Genomic DNA, 23,271 nt, shown 5'->3' with positions numbered 1-23,271 from the left:
TAGGTGGTAAAGGCAGTAGGGGATTGATAACCTACTGTCTTTCTTAACCCTCTTTGACATCTTGAAAATAAGTGAATATTGGTAGTAGACAGTAACGTGATTTCGTCATATTACAGCCTTTTTTATGATTAGATTTGTGGTTTCTGTAATATCTTCAAATGATCTTTTTTCGTTGGGTCGAATATCCTCAAATGCACGTCTGTATTCACAGAACTACGGATAACGGTTTCTTTTGTTCGAAGTATGTCGGGGGTAAAAAAGTCATGGGTGTTACCCGCCAATTCAAAACCAAAGAAGAATTGAAAGATTTTCTACTAGGGCTTCCAAACCCACCTATTGACTTTATTAGAGAAATGATCGCAGGAATTGAATAAAAAAATAACTGCCCACTAGTTGGTGGGCAGTTATTTTTTTTTACCCGGTTTTCAGCAATAAAATGATAACTGCCCACCAACTAGTGGGCAGATAAATTTTTATTACGCTTTTTTACTGATTTGGACCGAATAAAAAAATAACTGCCCACCTCTAGGTGGGCAGTTATTTTTTTATTCGTCACGAATTAGCTTGTGAACGAACCAGGTTAGTTATATTTGGCAGACAATAATACCACGTCACAATGAAAACAACCGAATTCAAAGAACGCTTTAAAATATTTCCGCAAAGAGCATGGCTGTCAAACAGCATTCGTTCATTTCAGACAAGTAAAGAAATTGCTGATCTTGCTGAGTACCTATCTGGTTTTAAAGATATTGCCTCCGTCACAGATATTACTGAGTTAGATAAGATAAGGTTTAGTGTTACGCAACTTAAAATGTATTCTGAAAAATGTAGTGAGTTGATTGATGAAATGGAGTTGGATTTAATCGGCGATTTTGACGATATGCAAATGACCTTGGAGGAACTTGGTATTCACAAAGGCGACACTTTCGTTTGCACAGTCTCTTTTAATCTTTTCGATATGCTGGAAATTGACGCACAATCTGAAATCAGAATTTTAGATTTTACTAGTGCTGGCGTTAACAGTATGTTTGCCTGTAAGTTTTCTAATTGGGTACAAAACGAGAATATGCAAAAGTTGTTTCCAACGGGGTACGATGGAATGTTTCTTGTTCCTGTGAACTTTATGGACAAGTACTTTACAAAAAAGTAGTTTAAATTTCGCCTAATTCTTTACGAAGTGATATTAGGCGAAATTTCTGTTATATCAACAGCTTTTGTGAGATATTGCAGAAAATCCAGTACACAAATTGCACGTATAGCGTTCAACTTGGTTCCATACTCCAGTGAATGACCATGCAGGACCAAATGCCTATTGAAAGATCTAGCTTTTTTTTCTGTCTCTTGTAGGTGTCCACTTTGCGAGTTAGCTGTAATCTCGTTAGTGGGAATATCCAACTGCTTTATAATACCCGGTGAGTAGTTAAAATTCAATTGTCGTAGTCTGAGATAACTTTTTAACTTATACTCTTCATTCCTGTCCTTATCGAAAAAACCAACTTGGAAAATGTCGTTTGAGATGCCATCGGCTTGTGTATAACACATAGTAACGACAGATCGGAAAAAACTATTCTTATACAATCTGTGAATTTCATCAAAAATATCGGCGCGATTCGGAAAACTTTCTTGGCAATCACTGATCAACTCAGGTAGCGCCTTTTCTATTTCGTCAACGATCATTTCTTCAAATTCAATTGCGTTTTCAGCCTTCAAATAGTAAGGTATCTTGTTGATCGAAATATCGTCAAATGGTCTTGGACTTACATACCAACCTTGTTCAGATAATAGGCTTAAACTCTCGTAAAAAGCCCCCATCGCAATAGGAATATTCTTTGCGATCTCATCTATTTGTCTTGCGTGTTTAGCCCATGCTGATTCTGCAAAGACCTTTTCAAAAATAGAGTTGGTTCGAAACATTGAATCAATATAATCAATCTGTCTTGCCCATTTTGCATGGGGAGAATTTTGGGAAATTTCCACAAATGGATTTCTTCGGTACATTTGCTCAATAGCACGATTAATTCCCCCTGCCATTGCAAACGCAGGAGAAATTGGAATCGCATTCAATTTCTCTTCATACTTTCTAAAACGTTCAATTAATTCCGAAGGGTATTTATGACCCTCAGGATTCTTTTTTACTTCGTCCATTATTCGAATCATGTCTTGAACGGTGTATCTATCTTCAGCGTCTGCCATTTCAAAAAATTAATGTCTAATATAATTAAAAAAGGGGCTTAAAGCCCCTTATAAATACTCACTTATCATATACCTTAAATACTCGTCTACGGCTTCCTTTTGATTCTTGTACATACGTTCACCCGTGTAAATATGCCGTTTATCTAACAGGGGTTTTAAAATACGTTGATAATTAGATGAAAGGTAAGATTCAACAGCTTGTTTGAAATCGTTCATTGTGAACCTGCCCCGGATCTTCCCCGTGTCTTTGTTCAGGTAACAGCAGAAACGTTGATCTCCCGCTTTAAATTTGAGTTCAATTAGACTTTCCATAATTAGCAAGTGTTCCAAGTTCCCACTAATCTTATTCTTATGTCTTTCAACGGTATCGTCGGTTCTGTGCAACCGGATTTCGTTGCAGTTCCCCCAAAGTTTTGGATGAAACAATTTTCCGACTGTCTGAACGTGTATTACTACGTCAACGGAAACATGTCGTTGGGTACATATTGCACCGATTAAATCGCCAGGAAGCGAATCGGTGATATACTTACTGATGTCTTCTATTAGTAACAATCCATTCCGGTAATGTTCCAAAATGTAGCCTAATGCTTGTGCCATTTCAGAAAGCGTCATTCGTTCCCCATTATCTTTGAAAATAGAAACCCTTTTTGCAAAGGGGCGGGTAATTTTTGCGAATGCTGGAACTTGCGAAAGTTTGATCAATCCAATGTTCGGGAATTTCGCATTTCCGTGATCTTCCCGAACATTTCCGAATTCATTGTTTACGTCAAAAATCAAGACTTTTCGCCCTTGCTTGGTGGCTGTGCTTCTTAAATAATCTGCGATTTGGCAAAGTGTTTGAAACGTTTTTCCGACACCCTTTCGCCCTGCCACCATGATTAATTTTGCTTCTCTCCATTTGTGTGACATTGGAGATTGATTTAGGAAAATTCACGGTCGCTTGTTTACGCGACCTTTGCGCCTTGTGACAAATAAGTGAGGTGTTTTTGATACGCCAATATGCGGTTATTCTGCTGACGAAGTTTGAACGCTACGGTGAACATTTGCATTAGATGGCTTAGAACTGCTGCGATCAAACGCTGTGTGGGAGTTAGCTCCATATTCTGTTCCATTAACACTTCAATGAGCGGTTCGCGAATGTCGCTCAACGTATCGGTGTCAACTTCAAAAATTTCATCCAACTGCTCATTTGTCTGCTTCATGTAGTCGTCAAACGTGACCCCTTCCGAAACTTCAATAGACAAATCAATTTCACCATTGAAAGCCATCTTTTCAATTTTGCTTTCCGGGAATTTTGACATCCATTTGAACGGGATCGGGGCAAATTGCGCATAACCTTTCAAAAGTGTGTCGGCTGTTTGTTCGGCAGCTCTCCGTTTAGTATGTGGTGGAAGATCTGAAAGCGGGTTGCCTTTAGCTACTTCCAAGTCCAACGGTTCTTCATCCTCCATTATCGGAGCGGTTGAACCTCCCCCAGCCTGATTATAGGAACGTTCGATGATCGGTTCAGCGAAAGGGCTGTAATTGTCCGAAATGAACATATCAGGATTGTCTTCAAACCGTTCAGCAGGAATATCCGAATCGGGTTCATCAATGGCAGTCGGTCCAGTTTCAAAACTCGGTTCCAATTCTTCGTCTGTGCCTTGCTCTTCAAAAGAAGGTTCGTCCTCGAATTCTTCGGAAAAATCCGTTTCGGGTTCGTAAGATTCCAGGAACTGTTTTAACTCAACCAATTCATCAAGTGAATGACAATCTGGAATGCGTTCAGGAGGTATTTGTTTTTGCTCGATCAGGCTTTTTATAGCGTCGATCATCATTTGTTCGTCTGCGCTAGGTCTTCCGACACTTGCGCGTTTATAAAAGTCCATGACTATTTTGATTTAGGAGTGAAATTGACATAAGCGTTCACGAGCGTGTCAATTTTCTTGTACTTAGTTAATAATTTGCGGTGCGCAGGAATGGATTCATTGAGTTTTCCAAAATCAGAAATTGCACGTTTGGCAAAATCACGTTTTTTAGAAAACATCGCTGAAATTTCTCCGTTGTCTATTTCCAAATACTTGTGAGCGAATACGCAGACAAGCATTCGTGCTTCGGACAGTTCCTGCCGTCTTTCTTTTGAGGTGTACAGATCGTATTTAGAGACCCCGTTTTCGGGGTCTTTAAATTCTTCCAAAACCTTATTAACTATATACGCTCCCGTATGTCTGCCGTTCGTTTTACCCATCCGTACCGGAATACTGTCTAAATAATCGTTCATGTTCTTCGCACCGAATTTGGCAAACAGCAAACAGAACTTTGTGAATACCTGTGCAAACTCTTTGGTTTGCGCGTTGAAATTTTGAGGAATATTCATGATTTAAAAATTTTTCCAAGTCCTATAATTGCGCCTAATCCTATCAGTACGGCAACCACCGCACCCGTTTGAGAACTCTCCTTTTTTGCTTCCCACTCTTTACGAATGAGCCTTTCTAATTCAGATGAAAAGGAATGCAATGAAGTATATTCTTCCTCTGTAACAATTCCGTCGTTCAATGCCGTTGCAAACTCGACATCGAACAAGGACAGTTTTTCACGTAATGAATCGCTAAAGTCTTTCGGATCAAGCCCGTTTTCCTCCATGAATTCTTTATGTGGCATATCGTCCGCGATATACCATTGTGACGATTTTTCGGATTCCATTTTGCTAGGTTTTTATCAATATCCGTCGCGGGTTCTGTCTGATCTGTTGCTTCTGCCCTCGTAATAGAATTTGCCATATTTGGATAATCTGAATCCGGGCATTTGAGCTTGTTTCGCTAGATCCGCTTTCTTGTCTTTTGTGTTGTAGATCATTGCCGTTTTTCTAGGAATAACTACGGCATTGGTTTTGTTTTTGTTGATGTAATCAATCATTTCCTGAGTTACCCCATATTTTAGATGGGTTTCTGTCAGTTTCACTTGTCCAGGTTCGAAATCAGGAATGTTTGCATTGATATAGTTATTGTCTGGCTCTTCATCCGGTTCAGTTGATTCCGCTTCGGTAGGCTGAAACTCAATGATTGGTTCCTCCGCTGTTACAGGCAACTCACTTTTTGAACCACCTTTTTCAGCTTTTAGATTAGTTCCAATTACCCGATACTTGTTTTTCTTTAGGAACTTTAACCATTTCTCCAATCCAACAGATGCCCTGTAAGGTTCGATATTCGAAATTTCATCATCATCCGAATTGAACGTTTCGATGTCCATAAACGAGTTAAAAGAAAGATCAACCGTTAACAGATGTTTTTGCTCATTTATCTTTAAAAGAAGCGTTGGTATATTTTCTGATCCCTGAAGTTGATAAACGGCTAACACCTTTGCATTTTCTTTTCGATTATCTCCAAGTTCAATGCTGAAAGCTTCTTTAGTATTCTCTGATACAATTCGAAGCTTTTCACCTGAATCTTTCAACAAATCAAAAATGTCGGGAGCAAATACCGTCAGCCTGTAAAAGTTGAGTTCTTTTAACCTTTGGTGACTTTCATTTAGCAACTCATCCCAAGCGTTTACAAGGTAATCGGATGCGCCTTGATGATCTAAGATGTGCTTAACACGCTCGTTTAAATCATCCGGATTTTTCACATGCGATCCGATTTCCTGATGGGCAACGATGGCAATGAATTTTCTTAACCCTGCTCTTGTTCTTTCATGGTCTCCTTTGGGTAAAGAAACAATTTTGGCTTCTTCCTTGATTTCGTCTTCTTTCGATTCGGATTTTGTTGGTTCTTCCTTTTTTTCCTCCGCCTTTTTGATTTTATTTTTTTGGTATTTATCCTCAATAAAACTTGTTGGAACTTCTTCGGGTTCGTCGTCTTCCCATTCGATTTTGTGGTCTTGCCTTTTCAAATTTTTGAGCCACTCCCCAAGAAAGCTGTTTTGGCTCTCCTGTTCCTTTTTATCGACACGCTTCCGGCTAATTTTGTCGTCGTAGACTTCTTCGTAATGGAAACGATCCTGAAAGTGCAATGCTTCAATGGTTCTGTGTTCCATGTTGATCAGGATTTCCATATCCGGATCAGCAATCATGTCTCCATTTTCTTTGTAATAATGTGACATTGCAAAGTGAAAACCGCCTTTATCTTTAAAGAGCAATTCAAAGTTGAGATCCATGTAACCACGGCTTACAGACTTACCGTAAATTTCGTCGCCAGACTTGTATTTTATTAGCTTTTCATCGAGTCCTGGCGCAATGGCCATAAGCCTATCGAAATTTTTCTCGTAGATCGTTCGTTCTCTTTTTAAAGCTAATACATCAACAGGTTTTACACGATTTTCCGGTCCTTCTGAAATTTTCGATTCAACTCCTTCTGCAACTGCCTTTCGAACAGATTCAATGTAATCAATAGCTTTCTTTTCACGAAGTAACAGCGATGCTTTCGCTTGTGCTGCCCCCCATTTTCCACCCTCATACGAGCGAATGAAAGATGCAAGCCTATTTACATTGCTTACTAACTCTTCATTGAATGTTGCAAGGTTTTCTTCAAGAGTTAGCCTCTTATTGTCGGTTGCCATGACGGTTAAGGTTAATAACTCCGCCTTTTTGGAATCCGTCCAATACAGAACCAAATCTCCGACCGATACAACTTCCGCTGTTCGATACGGTTTCCATTCCAAAGAATGGTTTTCGTTTCATGATGTCTTTTTGCATCGTTGAAATATTTAATTAATAAATCAGCGACACCTTGAATCGGGGCGTTTGGAAGCCCGTTTATTTAGGGGTGCGAACAAATTTTGCCCGCGTAGGATACTATTTCCAACGTATCAATTTTCAAATTGTTACATCGGATCAAAAATTTTTCTGCTAATTAACATTTCTTCATAAACAGTAGGTATTCAAAGGATTTTATTCGGTTCGTCGTTGAAATTAGTTGAATGGTAGTTGACAAAGTTAAATTCAGCAAATTGAAAAGTTGAATTCGTCGAAATGAACCTTACTTAAATCTAACTTGGAACAAAACAGTAATCATTTGGTAGTTGGAAATAGTTAATTGCCAGTTGTAAAAGTTGGATTCGATAAGTTGATAAGTTGATTTCATCGAAATGAATCCTACTTAATTTAACGGAACGAAATAGGCTTCTCACAAGAACCATTATTTTTGAGAATCTTCAATTAACTATTCTATGGCAGTATTCCTGGATACACAATCAATATCAAGTGAGATTTCACAACTAATAAAAGGAGCACAAAAAAGTATCGTTTTAATATCACCTTACATTCAGGTTTCACAAACATTTAAAGATAAAATCGTCACGATTAGCGATAACACGAAGGTGAAAGATTTCACGCTGATCTGCCGTAAGGACGAATTAAAGAACACTGAATTTGAATGGATGAAAACCATTAAAAATCTCACCATTTTGGAAAAGGAAAATCTTCATGCAAAATGTTATCTCAATGAACAGAAAGCCGTTATATGTTCTATGAATCTTTATAAATTCTCGCAAGAGAATAATGTAGAAATGGGCATCCTTATAACTAAGAAAGACGACCCCATAGCCTTTAAATCGCTGTTGCAGGAAATTGAAATAATAAAGAAAAGTAGTAGTACCAAATTTCAGGCAAGTGTTCCGGAACTGGATTACGATGGGCTTGCACCAATTCAGAAATTACACTACAAACTAATCTATGAATTAGTAGAATATCGAATTGAGAACAATAAGAAAAAGAATAAAAATCACGAGATATTGACAAGTTCCGAATTAATCAAATTGGCTTGTCTTAAAACACCTTCTACTGATTCATTAACTAAATTACTTTCAGAAGAAAAATTGGTTGAATACCACAACCAGATCCTAAGCAAATTCGCCTACGCTAAAAAATTCACAATTGGCAGTATAAAGGAAGTTGTTGAACGCACCGGAACTGAGAGTTACCCAAAAGTAGTTTTCAAGTTGCTGAACGGAAAGGAAATGACGTTGAACTGCACCGAAAACAACCGTCCCAAGGCAAGTAATTTAGTTGCCGTTAGAATAAATGAGTTATGGTTTAACGAGCGTATTTACTTAGACTGAAAGGATTATTAAATGCGAAAGGAGTACAACGGGCGTTATACTCCTTTCACTAATCAACCTAACCTAACCACCTAAATCATTACTAAGTTAATCTTTTATTACTCTTTAAACAAACTTAATTGCTTTATGTTGTGCATTGCCTTTTTTTCATCCACTCCATAACTCTTTAATTCACGTTTAACGAAATTGTTACCAAGATATTTTTTGCTGTATTTACGGGTTAGTTCTAAAATTTCTAAAAACGATTCGGTTTCAAGAATGAACCCTAAAAATTCCCCTTTGAATTCCAAAATAATTTCTTTCCTACCCAAAGCCTTAATTAAATCATTTGTTTCATCCAATTTTTTAAAACCCTGCTTTTCCAGCTCATCATCAAAGTCTTTTTTCCCAAAATCATATTTAGCACTATGTAATCGAAACATATAATCGAAATTCTCTTCATTCGGAATTATTAATTTCTCATTGACAACTTTGATTTTATCAATGAGTTTCTTTTCGTGATTTGGTGAAAGGTTCAAAATGATTTTGAAAAATTCACCCAAGGAATAGATGTCTACTAGTTGTAATTGTGACGAACTTACAAGGCGTGCAGCTTTAATATATGGATTTTCCATTTCCATAAACTGAAGCAATACACATTCCAGATCTGTGATAAGATCGAAGGCGAGTAATTCAATGTCTTCCAAAATCCCGCCATGGGCAAATTTGTTTCGTTGTGCTGGTAGAACATATTCAAAGTAATCAAGCGCACGATAATCAATATATGCACTAGACCTTAATGAACGCGCTCTAGTAGTCAATGAATTGGAATCGTTGAGCGATTCAGCTTCAATCATTTCCGAGAAAAGACCTTCGATTTGAGGTAGAGCAATTGAATAAAAGGCTAACCACTCCTGACGATCAAAGTATTGTAGCATCTCTTTGAAAATACGTTTCCTTTCGATGGAAAGAATTTCCATGTTTTCGGTTATCTCCGCAATTATGTCTTCTTTATCTCGCAATGAAAAATACTTGTCGTAAAAAGCCCTTTTATCTGCGTTGTACAATTCAATATAAGCGGGAATTTCGTATGCAAAAATTTCGTTACAATTTTTAAGCCTGTGGGTTGAGCAATCAATTTTCCAAAAATCGAAATTATGGCTGTATAATGATTGATTGAATTCATAAGGTCTATAACCGATCGTAGTAACCATAAACAACGTGGTATGCTTTTCCATAAAGTGAGCGGAAAGCCTGTTTGCCCAATCGTACATTCCAACAAAATAATAATTCAAAATCTCCTGTCTGGCATCAATACAACGCCAGTAGAATTGAATAATAGGGATACTTGTTTTCTTTGAAACCTGGCAATCTCGTTTGAATTGTTTAACGTCCGGGTGTTCCTCATATTTTTGGATCAGTTCATTGATTAAGATTAAATCGTTTTCAACGCTTGGTTTTAGTTCCTGTAATTCAACATTAGGAACTTGCCTTAAACCCAAAATGTAAAAGTTGAAATTAAAGTCTTTATCGACAGTCTTGGCTGGTTTCATACCCGGGATTGAATTTGTTACAATGCTTTCCTGGGATTTCAAAATTTTGAAATATTTCAATACTTCAACCTTTCCTTTTTCAATATCCTTTAGAACTTTAATGTCATCTGAAATTGGATGAATCAATTTTAACACGGCAAAAGTTAATTCATTCATTGTTTTGAATTCGTATAGGGTCTTTCCTAAAGATTGGCGAATTCGATTCCGGAAATCCGATAAACCATTTTGAGTTGTAGGATAGTCTGTTAAGTTTATTTGAATAGTGGTTTCACTCTTTGTCTTCATTGCTGAATATTATGTAATCTTTTGCGAATAAATGTAACTTTTTTACTTAAAACACAGTCTCCCGACTCTATTCAAAAATTATAACTGCCCACTTTTCAATCTTCTGTAACCCGCAACAAATGGGGTTTTAACATTTAGTTGCCCCACTTTACCCGCTTTTAGTGGGCAGTTACTGATTTAACATTTTTGAAACTCGTTCGTTCGAAGAAGAAAACAAGTCCCTTAACTAAATTCTTTTTCAAAAATGGGATCAGATGTAACAGGTAAACAATTCACAGGAAAACAGTTGTTTATCATTATCGGGATTAACGTTTTAGCGCAGGTCATTGGCGGGTATATTGTCTACCAACTGACCAAACCTAAAACAACCGATCCAGCAACCACACCTCCCGCCGTGGCTAAACAGGGAACAACGCAGACGGTAACGACAACTCCGGTCACTACCACAAGCGAAGGCTAAATCACATAACTAATGAGTTATGAACTTAAATCAAAAACGTACCCCGTTCGCCGAGGTACTAAACCACTTAGATCGTAAGTACAGCAATTTTGACGGTACTGGGTATCACGAACCCTATTACGATTACATCGAGGGTGCGCCTGATGAGAGCGCAACAGGAACAGGAATGCAGGGAACAAAAGTTTTTCAGGCAGACCCGTACCAGATCATCGTTGAGAATCCCGATAAAGTTGCACACAAAGCGATCATTTTCGGGAAAAACAAGTTCTCGTCAAAACCGAATTTCGGGAGTGATCCGGAAATTAAAATTACCATGGGTCAACCAGGCGTTGAATACGTCGAGTTGTTGGAATCTTCCGCAAGTGCATTCGTAACCCAATTCATGCGCATCGAATCCGACAACAAGTTGCAGATTACCAAATTCATTACGGTGAATGAACGTAATCCCAACGGTAATTCGAATCAGCGTTCGTTGAACATGCAACAGTTCAAGTCTGCCTATCAGAATCTTGAAAATATGCTGGATGCACCAATCAACGAGAAAATTACGGGGTCAACCTACTGGGAAATTGAGATTGAACCGCTTACCCGCGTGTTTTATACCATTTTCCCGCTCTACAAAGTAGACATTTCGGAACCGTTGAGCGGAAACGAACCAATCAAGACGTTTGGACCTGCACGGGTAAACACAGCAGGTTTGATATTACCGCAACAAACTCTGCTACCACGCAGATAAGCCCCTAAATCAAGGTTGCCCGTAATGCGGGCAACCTTTTAAAACATGAAGTCATGAAACGTATTAACTGGAATTTCTTTCTGCCTAAACCAAAACTTTCAGCCGATGGTTCAACCACATTGGACAGTTTGAAAGCGGAAAAGCAGCGTTTGGAAGCAAGGCTAACGGAAATACCCCGGACAATTGCAAATCTTCAAAACTCAATAAACTTAATGTCTTCCGATATTACTTGGTTGGAGGGTTTGAACAATCGACGCAAAAAAGATTGGGAGAAAGAAAATGGAAAAAGTGTTGAACAGGCGGTTTACGATGCAAAAAACCGCATTGTGGATTACAACGCTCAGATTTCAGCCATGAATACCGAAAAAGGTCGCATTCCTGACCAAATAAAGGCAATTGAACGCCAATTGGATGCTCTAGTAAAAGGTGAAAGCGATGGACTTTCAAAAGGATTGACCACCGCACATGCTCAACAATTGGGGCAACTCGCTTTACAAAAGGAACAGGAGCAGATCACGCACGAAACCAAGATGCAGGAAGTTGAATTGCAACAAGCACAGGCAACGGCACAAGCAGAAGTAGAAAAAGCCAAAGGGATGAACCCGCAACTAAAATGGGGATTAATCATTGGCGGTTCTATCATCTTGATAATTGTTATCGTGATGGTGATTCGCCATAGAAAGGCATCAGCACTTAACGCAGTGGCACAATGAAACTCGCAGAAACAATATTAGACAATGAGCGCAATCAACGGGAAGCGGAAAACAACAAGCTTGTTCGCGCCCGACTTAAAGAAGTTGTTTACGCATTTCCAAAAGAGACTTTGGAAGTTTTACATAAATCGGGCGTATCCGTGGGCGTTGCTCTGCCATCGCCTGTTATGTATGCTGTTGTAGTCAAGCATTTGGCTACAAACTCCCAATTACGGGAATCTATTGCACGGATGCTTTTAGAAGCAGATAGTTATTCCTCTGCCGATGGCGCAGTATGGCAAATGGTTGGCGGTGCGCTGTCGGCTGTTGGTTCTGTCCTGGGCGGGATCGGAAGAGGGCAACGGGAACAGTCGGATGCCGATGCAGAAAAGCAAGCACAATTAGCACAACAACAATTAGAATTAGAACGGGCAAAAAAGACCCGCCAAATGTGGATGTGGATTGGAATTTCTGTCGTTGTCATTGTCGGAATCCTTATCGGAGTCCGCGCCTTTATGAAATCGAAAGCAACAACCGCAGTTAAACCCGGCGATGCACTTAAAACTGCACAGCCACAAATCGCAAAGCTATGAGTTACATGAGCGAAAAAAAGGCACAGGAGCTTTTTAAACAGCAGATGCAAGCTGAATTAACGAATGACGATTTGGCTCGCGAACTGGAAAGACAACTAAACGAAGCGGGTTGGTTCATTACAAGCGGACCTGACGGAACGACGATCAAACGAAAAGACAGTCCTATTGACTTATCAGGGGTTGATATGGACTATGTTCCTAAAGACAGTTACGTTGCACCTTATCGAAGTAATGACCAGCCGAATTCGAAGCTTTGGCGAAACATTGGAATCGGTGTTTTAATTGCGGTTGTAGCAGTCCTTATTATTTGGGGTTCTATCAGGCTATATCGAAAGTATAAAACTAGTAGCAATGCAGCCAGTTAACCCACAAGATTACCGAAACGGGGCGAGAGTATATCGCAACGGCTTTTTGATCGGTGCTTTCATTGGAATAGTGATCTGCCTGATTCTTCAAAAGGTAATGTGGTCGATTCCCCTTGTTTTGGGTCTGCTTTCGGGAGCAATAGCAATCAACAGAAAAATTTGAACGTATGACAACAACAGCCCCTAATTCGACAACCTCAACAGGTGGTGTAAAATTGAGCGATCCGCGTATTATTTCACCCCAAATAAAGGTTATTTACCCGTCTGAAAATGTGCAAAAAGATTTAGCAGTTTCAGAGGTGCAGACCACCGCACCAACTCCACAGGTATTACCACCAGTAACACCAACGCAGACAACCACCGTGCCGACCAAAGAAAGCACGATAGTTACAGAAAGTTCCACCCCACCAACTGCAACGCAAACAGTTGAAACACCTAAAAAACCAAAATGGTTAGAGACTATTAAGGAGAACGCAGGGCTGTTCCTAGCCGTTGCGCTTATCTCGGTTGGTGTGGGAATTTTTATCGGTAAAAAATTATAGTCATGCAGTTCGATTTGTTCCCTTACGGAAAGCCCTTTCACCTCATTTTAGGGCTTCGGATTCTCAAACCGTTAAGCCTTCGGATTACGGTCTTTGATTCCAATACTAAGCGCGTGTACGCTCAACGAAGATTGAAGCTTGCTAAAAGCCTTGATCTGAAAATGAAAATGCCGATTGTTCCCGATGAATTAACCGCGCGAATTGTTGCGGAAAATGAAACACCTGGGCAAACAGGTTTTGCCTTGGAACGCATTGAGGTAAAACCCGACACAAAATGTCCTTTGGAGCTTACAGATGATGACAGAAAGTTTATCGCATTTATCAAATGGTTCGCAACGGAACTGCCACGATTGGAAGCCGGAGAAAAAGGAACGATTTACCAAAGTGAGGGCTTTTCAATTTTGTACCTCGATCAGTTGAAAGACGGGGGAACGGAACTCACCACACCCGCACGAATCGACCGCAATTCCGGAATGATCGAAGTTTCAAAAAAGGCTATTGTAGATTACACCGTTCCTATGCTCATGATCATGCTTTTGCACGAATACGGTCATAAGTATAAAAACCCTGAATTCGGAAAGGCAATTGCCAATGAACTGACCGCTGATATTATCGCAGTTCACATGGCGTTGAACCTTGGTTTTGATTATACGGAAGTTGAGAATTGTTACCGCGCTGTATTCGCTAAGAAAGACACGGAACTAAACCGCAAACGCATGAAAGCAATTAGTGAGTTTATCCAGTTGTTCCGAGCCAACGAATCGTGCAGATGTAAACCGAAGAGCCATGCGAGTAGATCCTAGCAAAGTAATACCGACTTCGGAAGATAATGCCGAAAGTTGGATCGTGTTTCACAAAGCCTTAAAAAGTTGGTTTGGAAAACAAGGGGCTAATGCTTGGTTTCTCAAATTCTGGAATCAACGGGCGGGTGCTGGAACTTCTGCCGATACACACGATTTACGCGAGTATATGGACGAACAAGGTGTTGACCTGACCACCGATTTTAAGGGCGAAATGACCGACTTTGGAATCGGTATCGTGGATTGGTTCGGAGATACCGCAAACGTAGTTCGTGCGGTAGTTATCGGAACAGCAATTTTGGGAGTGGGTTTGATTGCCTACTACATTATCAAAAGTACGAACCGTGGTAAAACACCTGGGCAAATGGTTTTGGATGCTCCGGTTCCGATTGGCATTAAAGGCGGTGCAAGAGCGTTTGGAGCTTCCAAAGCAATAGGCACACCCAGTACAGTAAAACTATTGTCATGAATCGCAAAGCAGTCATTATCGGAGGTTCGATTTTAGGGGTTGTAGTGGTAAGTGGTGTTGCATACCTAATTGTTCGGTCAATTCAAAAATCTGGAATTGTCAAACGTTTGGAAGAAGCTTTCAAAAATCCGGACAGTCAAGAGGCACAGGGAGGTTTAAACAAATTAATTGCATCCGGTGCATTCAACCCGAATACTTACCAAAAGATGGGAAAAGCAACAATAACCCTTCTTGAAGCACGGGAAATCGCGAAACGAATTTGGGATGCCTATTCATGGTTCGGTAGCGATCAAAGCACCATTGTAAACGCTTTCAATGGGCTGGGTCACTTAAACGATGTTTCAAAGATCACGCATGAATTCAACGAATCCTACGATAGTGATTTAGCAGAGGTGTTACTGGAAGCTTTAACAGACAAGTCAAAAGCGAACTCGCTTGTTGCGAAGGTCAACAAGTTACCAAAAAACTAAGGTCATGGAACTAGAGAGAAAACATATTTTCCTCATTGCGGGTTCAGTCTTGCTTGCAACGGCTATTGGAATCGGGCTTTACCTGATTTTTAAAAAACCGTCCGAGGAAGACCCAAGTGAGGAAAAGAAAAAAGGTGGTGACGATACCCCGCCCGAAACGAAAACCCCGCCACCGTCAAATACAGGAGGTAATACAACTACAACCAGCAATATGAGCAGTATTCAAAACGGTCAGGTTGTACCCATATTCGACGAAGAAAATCAGTTGAAGAATTCAGTTTCTGAACTTCAAAAGACAACTCTATACCCTAAGCGAAAATGGCAAGGCGGTTCAGATTATGCAAATATTCGAACGTCCGCAGAGGTCAATACAGAATCCGCGTGGTATGACCCTTTCGACAACCTGTTAACCACAATCGGAGCAGGAACACCAATCGGAAAAGTTACCACGGCGACAACTACGGTTTACAACGGATTCCCTTATCGGTGGCTCAAAGTTAAATTGAGTAAACCCGTAGGTTTTTGGGGTACAGACGAAGGATATGTAAGAGCAGACACGGTGACATTCGTACCATATAAATACGTGAAATCATGACACCCGAAAACAAAAAAGTAATCAAGGTTATAGCCATTTCACTAGGCATAGCCATTATAGCGACTGTCGCTACGATTATCATTATCAAACAAGTTCAAAAAAGCCGGGCAATGAAAGAAGCCGAAGAAAAGGACGGGATTTCCGAAGGTGGAAGTTCCGCCCTTTCTAAACCGACTTCAGGTGTAAGTTCCGGGGGCGGTTCTTCTACCTCTTCATTCGGTGGACGGACATTCTCAAAAGATGAAATAGTTAAAATGCAATCCTACCTGTTTAACATGGGGGCTATGAAAATGAACGATCTCATTGTTAGCAGTATTCGCGATACAGGAGGTATTGACGGTAAAATTGGAACAGGATTTAAAACAGCATATAACGAAGCCATTCGAGTTGGCATAATCAAGAATCTCGACGACCTCTATACACAAGCTATGAATCTCATGTAATCTAACGAACAGACAGTACAGTAACCAATTAAATCTTTATATCATGGCAAATTTTGAAAAATCACAGGCAATTGTAGGTCTTAACGAGGGCGGTTATCAGAACGATCCCGAAGACGATGGCAATTGGTATTTAGGGAATCTGATCGGCACAAATTGGGGAATCGCTGCACCTACCCTTGCGGGATTCCTGGGACGCACTCCAACGGTTGCCGAAATGAAAAAACTTTCCCGTGCAACTGCCGAACTGATCCTAAAACGGAATTTTTGGGATAAGAACAATTTCGGAAAACTCAACAATCAATCGGTTGCAACCATGCTTTACGATGGTGCAGTAAACCACGGTGTTAGTGGAATGCGCATACTTGCCGAAAAAGCACTTTCGCGCCTGAAACACCCGCTTGTTTACCACAAAGTTTTTACAACGGAAGGTATTGAACTCATGAACAAATTGAATCAAAAAGATTTGTTCTATGCACTTAAAGAAGTACGTGCGAACCGTTATAAGGCTTCACCGAAGAAACAGTATATCAATGGGTGGCTGAACCGCTTGGAGCATATCAAATACAGCCCTGAAAGCAGTTCTTCAAACAACACTTTGATGTACTCGGCTCTGCTCATTGTAGGTATTGGACTTTTATTCATCGGGCTATGAAACGGATTTGGATTCCAGTAGCGGTATTTGTGGTATTCGGGCTTTTAGGCGTTGGCATTTACGGAATTGTTTCGATTTCAAAAAGTGTCAATTACGAGGTGTTGGGTTATGCGGTTCAGAAGTTGGATAATGTCGGCGTGACGTTTCGGGTTTCGTTCCTGGTCACAAATCCGTCCAGCTTTAATTTAGAGGTATGGAACCAATATTACGAATTCTATGTAGGCGGGTTCAAAATCTCCACCATTACATCGAATGCGCATTACACCTTACTTGCTGACAATTCATCGGTAATCCCTTTAGATGTTCAATTTACATGGGAAGACATTCACAGCAAAGTTGCTCCCATGTACTCGCAGACTACAACAACCGCTATCGGAGATCTTCCGGTCCTGATCAAAGGCAAACTATCCGCAAAAACGGGTTTCCTTCGAATATCACATTTCCCTGTAAGGTTCAACGGACGGTTGTGGTGGTTTTTACCCTAAAACACCTAAAGCCATGAAAGGCATTAGTAAAGAACACATCAATTTCACATTCCGGGAATCGCTAATTGCCCTTTGTGTGAAATACAAAATCCCACCCTGTCAAATGACTGTTGGAGTTCGGATTTTGGAGAAAGGAAAAATACTTTTCCAACTGTGTCGAAACGGAATAACTGAAATAGAAATTCCAATCAACGACATTTTGACCCCTAAAATGGTTGCACTTCGGTTCAGCCCTATTGTACTCGAAAAATTATTCAAAACGGTTCATAATGCCTTTATGATAGAAACCAAGTTAGAAAACCCCGCTCGGATTTCCCTTGTACTCTATCAGTCTGATAAAGCCGATTGCCCTTGTATCGGAATCCGGCAGGATGAAAAAACGCTAAAAGTAATGAAGCTTTCAGACATCATTGAAGCAATTGAACTCGAAGCAGAACAACTTAATTAAAACATAGAAATCATGATTAATTCAAAAGAAGCACAGGCAATGCTTGTGGATGTGTGTACAAAAGTAATCGGTACGCTATCAGAAGAAAACAACATCGAAAAAACACAATTGAACATTCGAATTGACCTCGAATTTCCAACCGCAAAACCTGTTTTTGCATTATTCAATCAGACAAAGTTTGTTAAACCATCTGATCTGAACACAATAATTAATGCAGGAGGCGGTAAAGGTATGGGGATGATTGTCGGAATGTACGTTAGGGACGTAATTAAAAATATATTCGTATCTTCCATGAAAGAGTTTCAGGTAAACGATACGAAAGAGCTGTTTTTACTTCTCTACGTTAAACAAGAAGACCAAACGGCTGTACCGTATATTGCGATCTACAAACAAGGCATAAAATTAGATGCTTTGCCAGTAGCGCAGTTGATCGGCATAGGATAACTAACACCTTGAAATAATGAATCTAAATCTTTGGGAGAATGTGAAACAAGGCGTTTTGCTTATCCTGATCGGGGCAATTTTTTCAGTTGTACCGTTCTATTTTCAGACCTCGGCAATGACCGAGCAAAACCACCAAACCAATATCACACAACAGCAGGAAATAGACCAGACGCTTTCCAAAATTCGGGACCTGGAATTAAAGGGAGCGGTTGACGACACGGAAATAAAGCAGATTAAAGAAAGTCTTCTAAGAATAGAAAAGAAAATAGACCGCATCATTGAAGCCGAAAAATAGAAAATGCTTTAGGCTAACTCATAGTACCATTTAGCTAGAATGTTAGTTATTAAACAAATCGGATTCAGTACTTTTTAGGTAGTCTTTAGCCCACATGTAGGAAGTGGGGTCGGCTAAAGGCAAAGGCGGGAACAGAACAGTAACAAAGTTTGGTTTGAGACACCTTGAAACACGTTCTAAACTCCCGCCTTCTTCTTTTCTTTCGGAAATCACCTTTTGTAAGCACCAAAGTAATGAAAACAAATCGTATCATACTGATTTCGAGTGTTGTCATTTTATTAACCGCCGGAACAGCAATAGCACTTTACTTTTATTTCAACCGAAATACCTTCGTAAAAAGGCTTATTCGGATCGCGAAAGGTGAAGCCACCAAATGGGAAGCAATCACAGAACTATCAAAACAAGCAAGCAATTATCTTATAGATTACTGGAAAGCCGTAAAGATTAATTTCACGGCTTCACAAATGCAAAATTCCTCGGTTCAATCAACTTATCCGTGGTCAAGTGCATTCATTTCATACCTCTTTTACAAAGCGGGAGCGGAAAACCAATTCCCCTACGCAAGTTCACACGCTGGGTATTTTCAAAAGGCGAAAGCAAACCGCGATAATAAAAACGCTCCACTTAGAGGATTTAGGGTTTCAGAATACGCACCAAAAGTCGGGGATTTGGTCGTTTATACCCGTGAAAGTGGAAAGGGCTACGATTCAACGGGCTTCTTTCCTGCACATGGCGAATTAGTCATTGAAAAGGGGAATAACTACATCAAGGCGATTGGTGGAAACGTAAGTAATTCAGTCAGGATTTCCACCTACAAGACCGATGCAAACGGGAAGCTTTCAGGAAACAAAGTTCCCTTTTTCATGGTCATTCAAAACAATATCAAATAATCAAAATCATGAAATCTAAAAAGAGTAAATCAGCCAAAAAACAGAATGGTTTTCGGGTTTCATATTCTATGCTTTTGCATACTGGAAAATGGAAAAGAGACGTAACGACAATAGTTTACGCCACCAAAGAACAAGCACAACGTTATGCCGACCAATTGAACAACAGTAACAGATATAAAAACGCTCGAGTTCGAAAAGCATAACCCTAAATCAAAACATCATGAAAAAATTAATTGTAATCCTCACAGGAGGCGGAGCGCGGGGAGCGTTTCAAGTTGGTGCGTGGCAACGCATCCTAAAAGACGGAATCAACTTCGGAAACGGGCAAGAAAAGCCAGGAATTCCACACGCGGTTTTCGGAGTGTCTGCCGGTGCGCTCAATGGCGCAATGATCGCAATGGGTAAAAACAAACAACTCTTTGAGTTGTGGAATCACATTGCAGGACGACCGGAAGAAATCTTCATCAGCGAATTTTTAAAGACCGAGAATAACAAAACCTCACTAGATACCGAACGACTAGGGAAATTTCTATTATCCGAAATCAATGCGTTCCAAAAAGTGGGGTTGTTATTCAAAGGTACACGTGAAAAAATCCTGCAAAAGATCATTGCTAAACTCAAAACATTAACCGCAGTAGCAGATAATACACCGCTGTTCGAAAAAGTGCAATTGCTAGTTCAGCTCAAAGACATCAAAAGCGAGGTCTTTCAGGCGGGTTTTGTATCACTAACAGACGGCAACTATTACACCGCGAAACACACAGAATTTCGGGATAATTCCGATTTTCAAAAGGCTGTTTTAGCATCTTCCACCATGCCCCTGATCTGGTCGCCAGTTGATCGAATTTCAACCACTCAATTTGAAACTTCGCACCTGGTCGATGGTGGGCTTCGAAACGTGAACCCTTTGGGGGATGCGGTTCGTTATGTGTTGAACCAAAACGATTCAGACGAATACTATTTTCTGATTATTTCAACCCGTACGGGCTTAATCCCAACCATGAAAGAAAAACCGAACATTCTCAACGTAATTCAGCGAAGTATCTACGATATAGCATTGAGCGAAATCGGGGATTCGGACGCAAGCGAGTTTTTACGAATCAACCGATTGGTAAAACAAGCGGAAAAAAAGAATGTTGAATTATTTTCGGAAAGTGGTCGCAAGCTTCGACGGTTCAACGTGAAGATCATTGAACCGCTCCGCGAACTTTCCGGGGCTTTGGACTTTTCCCGTAGTATGGTCATGGATTCGTATTTGCACGGGTATTTAACCGCTCAATCAGTGGTGAATTCACCGGATTGGGAGTAATAACGCACGAACCCCAAAATAGAAACGCTGAATCACTTGTAAATACTGGGGTTCAGCGTTTTTTTTGATTTTTTTTCAAAAATGGGTGGGTTGGATTAATAAAATATCATTTGAATTGCAATGAAAACAACGGAAAAACAGTATTTAAAACGCTCAAATGCTAGAGAATACAAAGTATATAGTACAAACAACTTTAAAGCTTGTACGGGTTCTAAAAAGGGGATTAACGCTAAAAGCTTCCCCCATGGAATCATTTTCTAAACATCGCATTGAACTTGCGAAAGAGAAGCTACGGGAAAAGCTTTCGTTTCAATACATTTCGAAACTTCCCCAATATCGAAGCATTACCAAAAAACAGTACGAGCAACTGATTGCAAATATTGAAACAATTAGTTTGGCTCTACTCGATACATTCTTTAACTCTAATAATTTGAATCATGAGTAAATTAAGTGTTTTCGATCAATTCGCACCAAAGGGAATTGATAGCACACAACTAGGAAAAAACGCGGTAATTTATACCCGTGTTTCTCATTCATCCCAAGAGGATAACACTAGCTTAGAAACACAACGCAAACGTTGTGAGGAATACGCAAGCGCAAACGGTTACAACGTTGTTCAGTACTTCGGAGGAACACACGAATCCGCGAAAACGGACGATAGAAAGGAATTCAACCGAATGCTAACTTTCGTGAAGCGTAACAAACGTGTAAATTTCATTCTTGTTTACAGCTATGAACGTTTTTCACGCACAGGAGCGGACGGAATGAAGATTGCACAGGATTTGCAGAAACAATACAAAGTTACAACCCTATCCGTATCGCAGGGAATTGACCCGAGTACGATCACGGGAGAATTCCAACGTAACATCATGCTTTTATTCGGTCATTTGGATAACCAAATGCGAAAGGATAAAACAGTTAGCGGAATGCGGGAATTGGTCGAAAAGGGTTATACCCCCTATTCAATTCCACGGGGCTACGTGAACCTAAACAAAGGAAAAGCGGTTAACCAACAAATTGTATTGAACGAGGAAGGTAAATTGTTGCGTAAAGCTTTTATGTGGAAAGCAGAGAAACAAATGCGGAATTGCGAGATATTAAAGCGGTTGGAAGCACTAGGGCTAAAACTGGATGACCGCAGATTATGTGAGATTTTCGCGAACCCATACTATTGCGGAATCATTGTATCAAAGTTAGTTCCGAATCGGGCAATAGAGGGGAAACACGAACCAATGGTTTCAAGGGAAGTTTTTCTAAAAGTGAACAACGTGGTAGAATTGAATCGTAACCAACCCGTTTCGCACAAAGCAGAGGACGAAAATTTGCCCTTAAAACGCTTTTCTCGTTGTTCTGAATGTGGAACACCACTAACGGGCTTTATCGTTCGTAAAAAGAACTTATGGTACTACAAATGCAGAACAGTAGGGTGTAAAACAAGTAAAAGCGCAAAGCAACTGCACGAGTACTTTAAAACGCTCGTTTCAGAGTACGAAATAAATGTAGAACAAACCGAACTAATAAAAATCGGTATTGAGGTTATGTACAGCGCACTTTTTGAAGAACAGCAGGAAAACAAGAAACTGTACTCCGCTAAAATTTCAGAACTGAAAAAGAAAATTGAAACAGCAGAAGAAAAGTTGGTAACGGGTGTAATTGATCGACCAATGTTCGACAAATTCCAAGCAAAGTTCACCGCTGAAATGATGGAAGTAGAAGATTTAATGGCAAAAATCAAAAAAGGCAGTTCAAACCTCGAAAAGTGCTTAAAACTGATAGTGAAATTCTGCCAAAAGCCCCTATTATGGTGGGAAAACGCTTCTATTGGTCAGCGCATGATCTTTCAAAATATCCTGTTCCCCGAGGGGATTATTTATGACCGAAAAAATGACCGATTTCAAACCCCTCGAATCAATACTTACTTTCAGCCAATACCAAGATTATCAAACTTTTTTGAGGGAAAGAAAAACGGGGATAGTATCAATTTTGATGCTATCCCCGCTCGAGTGACCTCGTCAGGAGTCAAACCTGAAACCTTCAGAGCCGTAATCTGATGCTCTATTCAATTGAGCTACGAGGCCGTTATTTTATCTATTTCAAATTTTCTTGCTCTATTCTCCCGATAGTTATCAGGATGAGCTATGAGCCTTGTCTTTAGATGGGTGCAAAGATACGTGCTTTTTTCATTTTTGCAAGCGATCGATGCGCTTTTTTTTATCCTTCAGGTGAATTCCTACTGGATTTCAGCCGTTATTCCTCTTTCTAACAGCGCAGTACACATCGGTTCCAGTTTTTCATAATCTCCGCGTTTTACCTGGCATTTTCCATTGAAATGAATGATCCATGTACACTGCTCTGCTTGTTCTACCTCGTGCTTACATACTTTGATCAACGACTCGATCACGTGATCGAAAGTGTTGAAATCGTCGTTGTAAACAACCAGGTCCTTCTGTTCTGTCAGTAATTCTAAAACTTCTGTTTCGTTCTGTTCAAGCGTTTGCATCTCTTTTGTTTGTTTTACAAAGTTAGTACTTTCTGAGATC

At 40.0% G+C, this 23,271-nt stretch carries 32 protein-coding genes and 1 tRNA gene; 24 read left to right on the top strand and 9 right to left on the bottom strand.

All coding sequences use genetic code 11. The features are described 5' to 3' along the window. Positions 1–158 precede the first annotated feature (158 nt). Both FO442_RS15350 and FO442_RS15345 read left to right on the top strand, forming a co-directional pair. The gene (locus FO442_RS15350; RefSeq protein WP_144334095.1) at positions 159–374 is read left to right on the top strand and encodes a hypothetical protein; all 216 of its coding nucleotides are present in this window, start codon (positions 159–161) and stop codon (positions 372–374) included. A 242-nt stretch (positions 375–616) separates the two neighbouring features. Continuing rightward, positions 617–1,150 (top strand): hypothetical protein, encoded by a 534-nt coding sequence (locus tag FO442_RS15345; protein ID WP_144334094.1) that lies wholly within the window; start codon positions 617–619, stop codon positions 1,148–1,150. Positions 1,151–1,170: 20 nt separating this feature from the next. Here FO442_RS15345 and FO442_RS15340 read toward each other — a convergent pair whose 3' ends face one another. Genes FO442_RS15340 through FO442_RS15315 form a run of 6 tightly spaced genes read right to left on the bottom strand, consistent with a single transcriptional unit; the run spans position 1,171 to position 6,828 of the window. Then, on the bottom strand, positions 1,171–2,193 hold the full coding sequence (locus FO442_RS15340; protein ID WP_144334093.1) for a hypothetical protein: 1,023 nt from the start codon (positions 2,191–2,193) through the stop codon (positions 1,171–1,173). A 48-nt stretch (positions 2,194–2,241) separates the two neighbouring features. Beyond that, on the bottom strand, positions 2,242–3,102 hold the full coding sequence (locus FO442_RS15335; RefSeq protein WP_144334092.1) for a hypothetical protein: 861 nt from the start codon (positions 3,100–3,102) through the stop codon (positions 2,242–2,244). 35 nt (positions 3,103–3,137) lie between these two features. Beyond that, positions 3,138–4,061: a hypothetical protein gene (locus FO442_RS15330; RefSeq protein WP_144334091.1), complete on the bottom strand. Its 924-nt coding sequence runs from the start codon at positions 4,059–4,061 to the stop codon at positions 3,138–3,140. A gap of 2 nt (positions 4,062–4,063) precedes the next feature. Next, positions 4,064–4,549 carry a hypothetical protein gene (locus FO442_RS15325; protein WP_144334090.1) on the bottom strand — a complete coding sequence of 162 codons (486 nt, stop codon included), beginning with the start codon at positions 4,547–4,549 and terminating at the stop codon, positions 4,064–4,066. Beyond that, positions 4,546–4,875, bottom strand: a complete 330-nt coding sequence (locus FO442_RS15320) for a hypothetical protein (RefSeq protein WP_144334089.1) — start codon at positions 4,873–4,875, stop codon at positions 4,546–4,548. The genes FO442_RS15325 and FO442_RS15320 overlap by 4 nt, the downstream gene beginning before the upstream one ends. Before the next feature lie 15 nt (positions 4,876–4,890). Next, positions 4,891–6,828 carry a DUF6908 domain-containing protein gene (locus FO442_RS15315; RefSeq protein WP_144334088.1) on the bottom strand — a complete coding sequence of 646 codons (1,938 nt, stop codon included), beginning with the start codon at positions 6,826–6,828 and terminating at the stop codon, positions 4,891–4,893. Between the two features lie 507 nt (positions 6,829–7,335). On the opposite strand from FO442_RS15315, the gene FO442_RS15310 reads away from it, so the two are divergent. After that, positions 7,336–8,226 (top strand): phospholipase D family protein, encoded by an 891-nt coding sequence (locus FO442_RS15310; protein ID WP_144334087.1) that lies wholly within the window; start codon positions 7,336–7,338, stop codon positions 8,224–8,226. Between the two features lie 98 nt (positions 8,227–8,324). Here FO442_RS15310 and FO442_RS15305 read toward each other — a convergent pair whose 3' ends face one another. Continuing rightward, positions 8,325–10,043: a hypothetical protein gene (locus FO442_RS15305; protein ID WP_144334086.1), complete on the bottom strand. Its 1,719-nt coding sequence runs from the start codon at positions 10,041–10,043 to the stop codon at positions 8,325–8,327. Between the two features lie 244 nt (positions 10,044–10,287). On the opposite strand from FO442_RS15305, the gene FO442_RS15300 reads away from it, so the two are divergent. From FO442_RS15300 to FO442_RS15205, 21 genes are all read left to right on the top strand, one after another. Continuing rightward, positions 10,288–10,503, top strand: coding sequence for a hypothetical protein (locus FO442_RS15300; RefSeq protein ID WP_144334085.1), 216 nt, complete (start codon positions 10,288–10,290; stop codon positions 10,501–10,503). A gap of 19 nt (positions 10,504–10,522) precedes the next feature. Next, positions 10,523–11,239, top strand: coding sequence for a hypothetical protein (locus FO442_RS15295; RefSeq protein ID WP_144334084.1), 717 nt, complete (start codon positions 10,523–10,525; stop codon positions 11,237–11,239). A gap of 53 nt (positions 11,240–11,292) precedes the next feature. Next, complete coding sequence (locus tag FO442_RS15290; RefSeq protein ID WP_144334083.1) at positions 11,293–11,952, top strand: hypothetical protein; 660 nt, start codon at positions 11,293–11,295, stop codon at positions 11,950–11,952. Next, positions 11,949–12,524, top strand: a complete 576-nt coding sequence (locus tag FO442_RS15285; RefSeq protein ID WP_144334082.1) for a hypothetical protein — start codon at positions 11,949–11,951, stop codon at positions 12,522–12,524. Before FO442_RS15290 ends, FO442_RS15285 begins: the two co-directional genes overlap by 4 nt. After that, a complete protein-coding gene (locus FO442_RS15280; RefSeq protein WP_144334081.1) occupies positions 12,521–12,889 on the top strand; it encodes a hypothetical protein in 369 nt (122 codons plus the stop codon). Before FO442_RS15285 ends, FO442_RS15280 begins: the two co-directional genes overlap by 4 nt. Further along, positions 12,876–13,052, top strand: a complete 177-nt coding sequence (locus FO442_RS18745) for a hypothetical protein (protein ID WP_186280167.1) — start codon at positions 12,876–12,878, stop codon at positions 13,050–13,052. Before FO442_RS15280 ends, FO442_RS18745 begins: the two co-directional genes overlap by 14 nt. A gap of 4 nt (positions 13,053–13,056) precedes the next feature. Beyond that, a complete protein-coding gene (locus tag FO442_RS15275; protein ID WP_144334080.1) occupies positions 13,057–13,431 on the top strand; it encodes a hypothetical protein in 375 nt (124 codons plus the stop codon). 2 nt (positions 13,432–13,433) lie between these two features. Then, positions 13,434–14,234, top strand: coding sequence for a hypothetical protein (locus FO442_RS15270; protein ID WP_144334079.1), 801 nt, complete (start codon positions 13,434–13,436; stop codon positions 14,232–14,234). Further along, complete coding sequence (locus tag FO442_RS15265; RefSeq protein WP_144334078.1) at positions 14,218–14,700, top strand: hypothetical protein; 483 nt, start codon at positions 14,218–14,220, stop codon at positions 14,698–14,700. The genes FO442_RS15270 and FO442_RS15265 overlap by 17 nt, the downstream gene beginning before the upstream one ends. Further along, a complete protein-coding gene (locus tag FO442_RS15260) occupies positions 14,697–15,170 on the top strand; it encodes a hypothetical protein (protein WP_144334077.1) in 474 nt (157 codons plus the stop codon). Before FO442_RS15265 ends, FO442_RS15260 begins: the two co-directional genes overlap by 4 nt. Before the next feature lie 4 nt (positions 15,171–15,174). After that, complete coding sequence (locus FO442_RS15255) at positions 15,175–15,765, top strand: hypothetical protein (protein ID WP_144334076.1); 591 nt, start codon at positions 15,175–15,177, stop codon at positions 15,763–15,765. Further along, positions 15,762–16,208, top strand: a complete 447-nt coding sequence (locus FO442_RS15250) for a hypothetical protein (protein ID WP_144334075.1) — start codon at positions 15,762–15,764, stop codon at positions 16,206–16,208. Before FO442_RS15255 ends, FO442_RS15250 begins: the two co-directional genes overlap by 4 nt. Positions 16,209–16,251: 43 nt before the next feature. Next, complete coding sequence (locus FO442_RS15245) at positions 16,252–16,860, top strand: glycosyl hydrolase 108 family protein (RefSeq protein WP_144334074.1); 609 nt, start codon at positions 16,252–16,254, stop codon at positions 16,858–16,860. Next, positions 16,857–17,345 carry a hypothetical protein gene (locus FO442_RS15240; protein ID WP_144334073.1) on the top strand — a complete coding sequence of 163 codons (489 nt, stop codon included), beginning with the start codon at positions 16,857–16,859 and terminating at the stop codon, positions 17,343–17,345. Before FO442_RS15245 ends, FO442_RS15240 begins: the two co-directional genes overlap by 4 nt. A 13-nt stretch (positions 17,346–17,358) precedes the next feature. Continuing rightward, complete coding sequence (locus tag FO442_RS15235; RefSeq protein ID WP_144334072.1) at positions 17,359–17,793, top strand: hypothetical protein; 435 nt, start codon at positions 17,359–17,361, stop codon at positions 17,791–17,793. Between the two features lie 12 nt (positions 17,794–17,805). Beyond that, entirely contained in the window at positions 17,806–18,237 is a 432-nt protein-coding gene (locus tag FO442_RS15230; RefSeq protein WP_144334071.1) for a hypothetical protein, read from the top strand. 16 nt (positions 18,238–18,253) lie between these two features. Beyond that, positions 18,254–18,532, top strand: a complete 279-nt coding sequence (locus FO442_RS15225) for a hypothetical protein (RefSeq protein WP_144334070.1) — start codon at positions 18,254–18,256, stop codon at positions 18,530–18,532. 233 nt (positions 18,533–18,765) lie between these two features. After that, a complete protein-coding gene (locus FO442_RS15220; RefSeq protein WP_144334069.1) occupies positions 18,766–19,422 on the top strand; it encodes a DUF2272 domain-containing protein in 657 nt (218 codons plus the stop codon). Positions 19,423–19,430: 8 nt separating this feature from the next. After that, positions 19,431–19,625 (top strand): hypothetical protein, encoded by a 195-nt coding sequence (locus tag FO442_RS15215; protein ID WP_144334068.1) that lies wholly within the window; start codon positions 19,431–19,433, stop codon positions 19,623–19,625. 17 nt (positions 19,626–19,642) lie between these two features. Continuing rightward, entirely contained in the window at positions 19,643–20,731 is a 1,089-nt protein-coding gene (locus FO442_RS15210; RefSeq protein ID WP_144334067.1) for a patatin-like phospholipase family protein, read from the top strand. A 437-nt stretch (positions 20,732–21,168) separates the two neighbouring features. Further along, on the top strand, positions 21,169–22,782 hold the full coding sequence (locus FO442_RS15205) for a recombinase family protein (protein WP_144334166.1): 1,614 nt from the start codon (positions 21,169–21,171) through the stop codon (positions 22,780–22,782). Here FO442_RS15205 and FO442_RS15200 read toward each other — a convergent pair. Both FO442_RS15200 and FO442_RS15195 read right to left on the bottom strand, forming a co-directional pair. Continuing rightward, positions 22,736–22,809, bottom strand: a tRNA-Arg gene (locus FO442_RS15200). The two genes, FO442_RS15205 and FO442_RS15200, sit on opposite strands and share 47 nt — an antisense overlap. A 152-nt stretch (positions 22,810–22,961) precedes the next feature. Beyond that, positions 22,962–23,231: an ATP-dependent Clp protease adaptor ClpS gene (locus tag FO442_RS15195; protein WP_144334066.1), complete on the bottom strand. Its 270-nt coding sequence runs from the start codon at positions 23,229–23,231 to the stop codon at positions 22,962–22,964. Positions 23,232–23,271: the final 40 nt, after the last annotated feature.

Source organism: Fluviicola chungangensis (assembly GCF_007558725.1).
Classification (GTDB): domain Bacteria; phylum Bacteroidota; class Bacteroidia; order Flavobacteriales_D; family Crocinitomicaceae; genus Fluviicola; species Fluviicola chungangensis.
Note: the sequence above shows the minus strand (reverse complement) of the source record. Positions and strands in the feature narration are given on the sequence as shown.

Coding starts and splice junctions, on each gene's coding strand:
- FO442_RS15350 (WP_144334095.1), top strand. CDS start 159: ATGATCTTTTTTCGTTGGGTCGAATATCCTCAAATGCACGTCTGTATT.
- FO442_RS15345 (WP_144334094.1), top strand. CDS start 617: ATGAAAACAACCGAATTCAAAGAACGCTTTAAAATATTTCCGCAAAGA.
- FO442_RS15340 (WP_144334093.1), bottom strand. CDS start 2,193: ATGGCAGACGCTGAAGATAGATACACCGTTCAAGACATGATTCGAATA.
- FO442_RS15335 (WP_144334092.1), bottom strand. CDS start 3,102: ATGTCACACAAATGGAGAGAAGCAAAATTAATCATGGTGGCAGGGCGA.
- FO442_RS15330 (WP_144334091.1), bottom strand. CDS start 4,061: ATGGACTTTTATAAACGCGCAAGTGTCGGAAGACCTAGCGCAGACGAA.
- FO442_RS15325 (WP_144334090.1), bottom strand. CDS start 4,549: ATGAATATTCCTCAAAATTTCAACGCGCAAACCAAAGAGTTTGCACAG.
- FO442_RS15320 (WP_144334089.1), bottom strand. CDS start 4,875: ATGGAATCCGAAAAATCGTCACAATGGTATATCGCGGACGATATGCCA.
- FO442_RS15310 (WP_144334087.1), top strand. CDS start 7,336: ATGGCAGTATTCCTGGATACACAATCAATATCAAGTGAGATTTCACAA.
- FO442_RS15305 (WP_144334086.1), bottom strand. CDS start 10,043: ATGAAGACAAAGAGTGAAACCACTATTCAAATAAACTTAACAGACTAT.
- FO442_RS15300 (WP_144334085.1), top strand. CDS start 10,288: ATGGGATCAGATGTAACAGGTAAACAATTCACAGGAAAACAGTTGTTT.
- FO442_RS15295 (WP_144334084.1), top strand. CDS start 10,523: ATGAACTTAAATCAAAAACGTACCCCGTTCGCCGAGGTACTAAACCAC.
- FO442_RS15290 (WP_144334083.1), top strand. CDS start 11,293: ATGAAACGTATTAACTGGAATTTCTTTCTGCCTAAACCAAAACTTTCA.
- FO442_RS15285 (WP_144334082.1), top strand. CDS start 11,949: ATGAAACTCGCAGAAACAATATTAGACAATGAGCGCAATCAACGGGAA.
- FO442_RS15280 (WP_144334081.1), top strand. CDS start 12,521: ATGAGTTACATGAGCGAAAAAAAGGCACAGGAGCTTTTTAAACAGCAG.
- FO442_RS18745 (WP_186280167.1), top strand. CDS start 12,876: ATGCAGCCAGTTAACCCACAAGATTACCGAAACGGGGCGAGAGTATAT.
- FO442_RS15275 (WP_144334080.1), top strand. CDS start 13,057: ATGACAACAACAGCCCCTAATTCGACAACCTCAACAGGTGGTGTAAAA.
- FO442_RS15270 (WP_144334079.1), top strand. CDS start 13,434: ATGCAGTTCGATTTGTTCCCTTACGGAAAGCCCTTTCACCTCATTTTA.
- FO442_RS15265 (WP_144334078.1), top strand. CDS start 14,218: ATGCGAGTAGATCCTAGCAAAGTAATACCGACTTCGGAAGATAATGCC.
- FO442_RS15260 (WP_144334077.1), top strand. CDS start 14,697: ATGAATCGCAAAGCAGTCATTATCGGAGGTTCGATTTTAGGGGTTGTA.
- FO442_RS15255 (WP_144334076.1), top strand. CDS start 15,175: ATGGAACTAGAGAGAAAACATATTTTCCTCATTGCGGGTTCAGTCTTG.
- FO442_RS15250 (WP_144334075.1), top strand. CDS start 15,762: ATGACACCCGAAAACAAAAAAGTAATCAAGGTTATAGCCATTTCACTA.
- FO442_RS15245 (WP_144334074.1), top strand. CDS start 16,252: ATGGCAAATTTTGAAAAATCACAGGCAATTGTAGGTCTTAACGAGGGC.
- FO442_RS15240 (WP_144334073.1), top strand. CDS start 16,857: ATGAAACGGATTTGGATTCCAGTAGCGGTATTTGTGGTATTCGGGCTT.
- FO442_RS15235 (WP_144334072.1), top strand. CDS start 17,359: ATGAAAGGCATTAGTAAAGAACACATCAATTTCACATTCCGGGAATCG.
- FO442_RS15230 (WP_144334071.1), top strand. CDS start 17,806: ATGATTAATTCAAAAGAAGCACAGGCAATGCTTGTGGATGTGTGTACA.
- FO442_RS15225 (WP_144334070.1), top strand. CDS start 18,254: ATGAATCTAAATCTTTGGGAGAATGTGAAACAAGGCGTTTTGCTTATC.
- FO442_RS15220 (WP_144334069.1), top strand. CDS start 18,766: ATGAAAACAAATCGTATCATACTGATTTCGAGTGTTGTCATTTTATTA.
- FO442_RS15215 (WP_144334068.1), top strand. CDS start 19,431: ATGAAATCTAAAAAGAGTAAATCAGCCAAAAAACAGAATGGTTTTCGG.
- FO442_RS15210 (WP_144334067.1), top strand. CDS start 19,643: ATGAAAAAATTAATTGTAATCCTCACAGGAGGCGGAGCGCGGGGAGCG.
- FO442_RS15205 (WP_144334166.1), top strand. CDS start 21,169: ATGAGTAAATTAAGTGTTTTCGATCAATTCGCACCAAAGGGAATTGAT.
- FO442_RS15195 (WP_144334066.1), bottom strand. CDS start 23,231: ATGCAAACGCTTGAACAGAACGAAACAGAAGTTTTAGAATTACTGACA.